The 7,374-nt window shown below is 53.1% G+C and carries 3 protein-coding genes, 1 tRNA gene and 3 rRNA genes; all 7 read left to right on the top strand.

What is annotated here, in order from left to right; genetic code table 11:
* The coding region (locus tag JX312_RS06495) for a PCMD domain-containing protein (protein WP_204457443.1) at positions 1-810 on the top strand (810 nt) is incomplete at its 5' end.
* A 15-nt stretch (positions 811-825) separates the two neighbouring features.
* A complete protein-coding gene (locus tag JX312_RS06490) occupies positions 826-1,425 on the top strand; it encodes a phosphatase PAP2 family protein (RefSeq protein WP_172469974.1) in 600 nt (199 codons plus the stop codon).
* Between the two features lie 10 nt (positions 1,426-1,435).
* On the top strand, positions 1,436-1,792 hold the full coding sequence (locus tag JX312_RS06485; RefSeq protein WP_239653833.1) for a diacylglycerol kinase family protein: 357 nt from the start codon (positions 1,436-1,438) through the stop codon (positions 1,790-1,792).
* A 430-nt stretch (positions 1,793-2,222) separates the two neighbouring features.
* Positions 2,223-3,752: ribosomal RNA gene (locus JX312_RS06480) — 16S ribosomal RNA — on the top strand.
* 49 nt (positions 3,753-3,801) lie between these two features.
* Positions 3,802-3,875: transfer RNA gene (locus JX312_RS06475), tRNA-Ala, on the top strand.
* 169 nt (positions 3,876-4,044) lie between these two features.
* Positions 4,045-6,941, top strand: a 23S ribosomal RNA gene (locus JX312_RS06470).
* Positions 6,942-7,056: 115 nt separating this feature from the next.
* Positions 7,057-7,165 (top strand): 5S ribosomal RNA (rrf, locus tag JX312_RS06465).
* The 16S, 23S and 5S rRNA genes sit together here with 1 tRNA gene alongside, the layout of an rRNA operon.
* Positions 7,166-7,374 lie beyond the last annotated feature (209 nt).

Below are 7,374 nucleotides of genomic sequence, written 5' to 3'. Positions count from 1 at the left end.
TTCTCTTGCTATATACCTCATCTGGATCCTTTGACCAAATACGCTGTCAGGGCCGTTTCCGGTGAAAATATTGCCAATGAAGTTCAGGTTACTACTCAATCTACGGCGGTAATACCTAATGGAGATTTTGAGAATTGGTGTCAGATTGGTAAGATTATATTCCCCTATGCCGAAGGTGGACCGGAATTTTGGGATACCGGTAACACCGGCGCGTCAACCTTGGGACAGAATCTGACTGTTTCTTCCGAAGATACGCCAACGGGTTCCGGATTGTCTGCCGAACTTACAACGAAATTTGTAGGTATCGCCGGTATCGGCAAGCTTGGCGCCGGTTCTATTTTCACAGGGAAGTTTGTTAAGGTTGACGGCACTAATGGTATTCTTGATTTTGGACGCCCATGGAATCTTAGACCCACAAAGTTGCATGGATATTATAAATATAGGACGGCTGCGATTGATTATGTGTCAAGCGAATTTGCCTCTTTGAAAGGTAGGCCTGACACATGTTTTATTTATGTTGCGTTAACGGATTGGACGGCACCTTATGAAATACGTACTAATCCCAAGAACCGGAATCTCTTTGATCCCAATGCTTCCTATGTTATCGGATATGGAAAAATGCAATATAGCGGGACAATGGACGACTGGCAAGAGTTTGAGATTCCTATTTCATATCGTAGCACTTCTAAGGTGCCTACTTATATCCAGATAACGGCGGCAACTTCTAAATATGGTGATTATTTTACCGGAGGTAATGGTGCAGTGCTTTGGGTAGACCAGTTTTCTTTGGGATGGGATCTTGACGATTGATTATCTGTAAATTTTATGATAAAGAAGATAAGAAATATTATAACGGTAATGTTATTGATGGGGGCGGGGACGCTTTCCGCTCAGGCGCAGACATATTTCGAGCCGGCGGCAAAAGATGTGGTCACGCCGACGGGATTGCAGAAGAATGTGTCGCGGTCAACGGATATTGTAATGCTTGCACTCCCGGTTGCGACACTTGCGGGTGTGCTGATTGAGCGCGACTGGGATGGACTTGTTCAGGGAATCGAGACCGCCGGCGCGACAGCCGCGGCAACTCTGATACTCAAATATGCCGTTTGCGAGCGCCGTCCGGATGGTTCCGATATGCATTCGTTCCCGTCGGCACATTCGGCTGTGAGTTTTGCGACTGCTGCATTTCTTCAACGGCGTTATGGCTGGGCATTCGGCGCTCCGGCATATGCTCTTGCCGCTTATGTAGGGTGGGGAAGGGTATATTCCGGGAAACATCACTGGTGGGATGTGGTTGCCGGCGGTGCTATCGGCGCAGCGAGTGCCTATATATTTACAAAACCTTTTGCAAAGAAGCACAACCTGCAGGTTTCACCCGTATCCGATGGAAGATCCGTAGGTGTGTATGCATCGATGGAGTTTTAAACAGATTAATATGAAAAAACGATTGATGTCTTTCAGATATGCATGGGAGGGAATCGTTTCCCTTTTCAGCAATGAGAGAAATGCTCAGATTCATCTTGGGGCAGCCGTGTGCGTTATTACCGCCGGCTGCCTTTTTGATTTGTCGGCAGTGGAGTGGTGTCTGATTTCGCTGTGTATCGGCGGTGTGTTCATGGCGGAGGGTTTCAATACCGCAATTGAAAAAGTGTGTGACAAAGTGTCGCCGGAACGCGACCCTCTGGTCAAGACGGCAAAAGATGTTGCCGCCGGTGCTGTTCTTCTTTTTGTAATTTCTGCCGTAGTTGTGGGTCTCTTTGTGTTTATACCGCACTTTTTGAAGTTATTCTGAGCTTGGCGGACGGGAATATTGGCGTACGTTGAGAGACGGTGAATTTCTGTTAACATTTTGAAATAGATTTTAACATTTGTTGATTCGATTAATTATCAATACTTTATCAACGAATAAACCTTTTTATTGAAAAATTGTTGTAGAAATATTTGCACAGCGGCGAAAAAGGTTATAACTTTGCAACCGCAAACGGGAAACGACACAACGACAACAAGTCGAGAGTCAAGCACCGGAAGCGAACAGAACAATGAAATTTTGCCACAAGACAAGCAGCGAGACTGGAAACAGTCAAGTTGAGAGTATAAGGGAAACGAACAGTTTCCGTCAAGATTCCAACTTAATAAAGAGACGCTTGGGTCGAGACAAACAAACGTAGGCGGGACTTCGGGCTGTGCCGAAAATATTTTGTAAGAAAAATAGACAAGATATAACAGCGGAGAGTTTGATCCTGGCTCAGGATGAACGCTAGCGGCAGGCTTAACACATGCAAGTCGAGGGGCANCGGGAGGGAAGCTTGCTTTCCTTGCCGGCGACCGGCGCACGGGTGAGTAACACGTATGCAACCTGCCCTCTTCAGGGGGACAACCTTCCGAAAGGGAGGCTAATCCCGCGTATATCGGTTTCGGGCATCCGAGATCGAGGAAAGATTCATCGGAAGAGGATGGGCATGCGGCGCATTAGNTTGACGGCGGGGTAACGGCCCACCGTGGCGACGATGCGTAGGGGTTCTGAGAGGAAGGTCCCCCACACTGGTACTGAGACACGGACCAGACTCCTACGGGAGGCAGCAGTGAGGAATATTGGTCAATGGGAGAGATCCTGAACCAGCCAAGCCGCGTGAGGGAAGACGGCCCTATGGGTTGTAAACCTCTTTTGTCGGAGAACAAAACCCGGGACGTGTCCCGGACTGCGTGTATCCGAAGAAAAAGCATCGGCTAACTCCGTGCCAGCAGCCGCGGTAATACGGAGGATGCGAGCGTTATCCGGATTTATTGGGTTTAAAGGGTGCGTAGGCGGTCCGTTAAGTCAGCGGTAAAATTGCGGGGCTCAANCCCGTCGAGCCGTNGAAACTGGCAGACTTGAGTTGGCGAGAAGTACGCGGAATGCGCGGTGTAGCGGTGAAATGCATAGATATCGCGCAGAACTCCGATTGCGAAGGCAGCGTACCGGCGCCAGACTGACGCTGAGGCACGAAAGCGTGGGGATCGAACAGGATTAGATACCCTGGTAGTCCACGCAGTAAACGATGAATGCTGGTTGTCCGGGTCGAATGAGATCTGGGCGGCGAAGCGAAAGCGATAAGCATTCCACCTGGGGAGTACGCCGGCAACGGTGAAACTCAAAGGAATTGACGGGGGCCCGCACAAGCGGAGGAACATGTGGTTTAATTCGATGATACGCGAGGAACCTTACCCGGGCTCAAACGGGAGTGGAATGGACCAGAGACGGTTCAGCCTACGGGCCGCTTCCGAGGTGCTGCATGGTTGTCGTCAGCTCGTGCCGTGAGGTGTCGGCTTAAGTGCCATAACGAGCGCAACCCCCGCCGGCAGTTGCTAACGGGCAATGCCGAGGACTCTGCCGGGACTGCCGCCGCAAGGCGAGAGGAAGGCGGGGATGACGTCAAATCAGCACGGCCCTTACGTCCGGGGCGACACACGTGTTACAATGGGCGGTACAGCGGGAAGCCAGGCGGCGACGCCGAGCGGAACCCGAAAGCCGTTCTCAGTTCGGATCGGAGTCTGCAACCCGACTCCGTGAAGCTGGATTCGCTAGTAATCGCGCATCAGCCATGGCGCGGTGAATACGTTCCCGGGCCTTGTACACACCGCCCGTCAAGCCATGGGAGCCGGGGGTGCTTGAAGTGCGTCGCCGCGAGGCGCGCCCTAGAGCAAAACCGGTGACTGGGGCTAAGTCGTAACAAGGTAGCCGTACCGGAAGGTGCGGCTGGAACACCTCCTTTCTGGAGACCTTTAGCGTCTGAAACGCAGNAGGTCTTGGTAGCGTCATTCGGGGNATTAGCTCAGCTGGCTAGAGCACCTGCTTTGCAAGCAGGGGGTCAACGGTTCGAATCCGTTATTCTCCACTATCAGAATAGGACAATGACAAGGCTGGAAGCGAGAGTCGATTAAAAAGTCGGCTCAGCGAGAAGACAAGAGTAGAAACACAACAAAAAGTTTCACGAGCAAATCGAAAGGCGACAATGTCGAACTTAGTTTCGTACATAAATATATGCCGCAAGGCATAAAAGAAATAACGGAACGAACAAGGGCGCATGGGGGATNCCTTGGCTCTCGGAGGCGAAGAAGGACGTGACAAGCTGCGAAAAGCTGCGGCGAGTGGCAAATACACCGTGACCCGCAGATATCCGAATGGGGCAACCCGTAGGGAGCGATCCCTACATCAGTCGGAACGACTGAGGCGAACGTGGGGAACTGAAACATCTTAGTACCCGCAGGAAGAGAAAGTAACAACGATTCTCCCAGTAGCGGCGAGCGAACGGGGAAGAGCCCAAACCGGCGGCGTTTCGGCGCGTGCCGGGGTTATAGGACCGCTCAAAGGTGCATGCGAGCGTAGCGGAAGGAGATGGAATGCTCCCCCGCAGACGGTGAGAGGCCGGTACGCGAAACGCAGACATGCCAGGAGCGGCACCTGAGTAGGGCGGGACACGAGAAATCCCGTCTGAATTATCGGGGACCATCCCGAAAGGCTAAATACTACCGAGAGACCGATAGCGAACCAGTACCGTGAGGGAAAGGTGAAAAGCACCTCGGACAGAGGAGTGAAAAAGACCCTGAAACCATGCGCCTACAAGCGGTCGGAGCCACTATGTGTGGTAACGGCGTGCCTTTTGCATAATGAACCTGCGAGTTGCCGTCGGTGGCGAGGCTAAGGGCTTCAGGTCCGGAGCCGGAGCGAAAGCGAGTCCGAACAGGGCGTAAAGTCGCCGGAGGCAGACGCGAAACCGAGTGATCTACGCATGGGCAGGATGAAGACGTGGTAACACACGTTGGAGGTCCGAACCGGTAAGCGTTGAAAAGCTTTCGGATGACCTGTGCGTAGGAGTGAAAGGCCAATCAAACTCGGAGATAGCTCGTACTCCCCGAAATGCATTTAGGTGCAGCCTCGGGACTATGCCGCGGAGGTAGAGCGACCGATAGGATGCGAGGGCTTCGCCGCCTGTCAAGTCCTGACGAACTCCGAATGCCGCGGCACGAATTCCGGGAGTGAGGGCGCGGGTGCTAAGGTCCGCGTCCGAAAGAGGAACAACTCAGACCATCGTCTAAGGCCCCGAAATCCGGGCTGAGTTGAAGGCAATAACGAGGTGGGGCCGCACAGACAGCCGGGATGTTGGCTTGGAAGCAGCCATTCATTTAAAGAGTGCGTAACAGCTCACCGGTCAAGCGGCCCCGCGTGGATAATAATCGGGCATAAGTCCGGTGCCGAAGACGTGGGATTAATTAATAATTAATCGGTAGGGGAGCATTCCATCGGCGGTGAAGGTCGGACGCGAGTCCGGCTGGAGCTTATGGAAAAGCAAATGCAGGTATAAGTAACGACAAAGGGGATGAGAAATCCCCTCGCCGAAAGACCAAGGGTTCCTGAACAACGCTAATCGGTTCAGGGTAAGTCGGGACCTAAGGCCACCCCGTCAGGGCATGGTCGATGGACATGCGGTCAATATTCCGCAACCCGTGTATGTGGAATCCCAGCGGAGACGGAGAAGCGAAACGCACGCGTGCTGACGGAATAGCACGTTGAAGGAAAACAGCCATAAGGTACGGCGGAAACGTACCTGGCGAAATCCGACAGTACACGAGCCGCATGCGGTGAGTGACAGTTGCGGAGGAGCAGGCTCCCGAGAAAATCCGCGCGGGGTGTTCGACACATATTCGGCCCGTACCGGAAACCGACACAGGTGGTCGGGTAGAAAATACCGAGGCGCTCGAGAGATTCACGGTCAAGGAACTAGGCAAACTGACCCCGTAACTTCGGGATAAGGGGTCCTCCCCCCTGAACAAGGGGAGGCGCAGAGAATAGGTCCAGGCAACTGTTTAGCAAAAACACAGGGCTGTGCAAAGCCGCAAGGCGCAGTATACAGTCTGACACCTGCCCGGTGCCGGAAGGTTAAGCGGAGCTGTCAGAGCAATCGAAGCAGTGAAGTGAAGCCCCGGTAAACGGCGGCCGTAACTATAACGGTCCTAAGGTAGCGAAATTCCTTGTCGGGTAAGTTCCGACCTGCACGAATGGTGTAATGATCCGGACACTGTCTCGACCGTGAGCTCGGTGAAATTGTAGTATCGGTGAAGATGCCGATTACCCGCAACGGGACGAAAAGACCCCGTGAACCTTTACTGCAGCTTAGCATTGGGGCCGGGTGTGCGATGTGTAGGATAGTCCGGAGGCTGTGAACCTGGGACGCCAGTTTCAGGGGAGCCGTTGTTGAAATACGGGCCTTCGCACATTTGGCTTCTAACGCGCGGAAAGCGCGGACATTGCTTGGCGGGTAGTTTGACTGGGGTGGTCGCCTCCAAAAGCGTAACGGAGGCTTCTAAAGGTGCCCTCAGACCGATTGGCAACCGGTCGCAGAGTGCAATGGCATAAGGGCGCTTGACTGCGAGACGTACATGTCGAACAGGAAGGAAACTTGAGCATAGTGATCCGGCGGTTCCGCATGNAAGGGCCGTCGCTCAAAGGATAAAAGGTACTCCGGGGATAACAGGCTGATCCCTCCCAAGAGCTCATATCGACGGAGTGGTTTGGCACCTCGATGTCGGCTCGTCACATCCCGGGGCTGGAGAAGGTCCCAAGGGTTAGGCTGTTCGCCTATTAAAGTGGCACGCGANCTNGGTTCAGAACGTCGTGAGACAGTTCGGTCTCTATCTGTTGTGGGCGTTGAGACTTGAGGAGAACCGGCACTAGTACGAGAGGACCGTGCTGGACAGACCTCCGGTGCACCGGTTGTCCCGCCAGGGGCACAGCCGGGTAGCCGCGTCTGGGCAGGATAAGTGCTGAAAGCATCTAAGCACGAAGCCGGCTCCGAGATTAGGTCTCGCCAAGGGTCGTCGCAGACTACGACGTTGATAGGCCGCAGGTGCAAGCGTGGTGACGCGTTCAGCCGAGCGGTACTAATTGCCCGCAGTTCCGGAAAAAACAACACCGCATTTCGAAGCGCGTGGAACTAGTAGTTATACGAGTCTTCTCAGCTTCCGGTCGGGTCCGTTCTGAAACCCACCACACGGCGAGAGTGCCGTGAAAGAAGANATTAAGGCGAAGACAGCGTAAGGGCTCCACCTCTTCCCATTCCGAACAGAGAAGTTAAACCTTATCACGCCGATGGTACTGCGAAAGCGGAAGAGTAGGTAATCGCCACCTTTAAGCCTCAGAGAAATCTGAGGCTTTTTTTGTATATACATAGATCGGATACCAATACGCGCACTATGACTCACAGCTGCTTATAACACGCTTCAGATTCTTACGATCCAGGATGTGTCATAATAGCCCGTATGGGTCGTTGGCTGAATGATTCGGACCATTCTGACAGCATCCTCGCCATCCGGCTAAAATAAAGGCGGTGTGTCAAA

Source organism: Barnesiella sp. CU968, from assembly GCF_905219685.1.
GTDB classification, from domain to species: domain Bacteria; phylum Bacteroidota; class Bacteroidia; order Bacteroidales; family Muribaculaceae; genus Lepagella; species Lepagella muris_A.
The sequence above is the reverse complement of the archived record's forward strand: the minus strand, read 5'-3'. Positions and strand labels throughout refer to the sequence as shown.

Coding starts and splice junctions, on each gene's coding strand:
- JX312_RS06490 (WP_172469974.1), top strand. CDS start 826: ATGATAAAGAAGATAAGAAATATTATAACGGTAATGTTATTGATGGGG.
- JX312_RS06485 (WP_239653833.1), top strand. CDS start 1,436: ATGAAAAAACGATTGATGTCTTTCAGATATGCATGGGAGGGAATCGTT.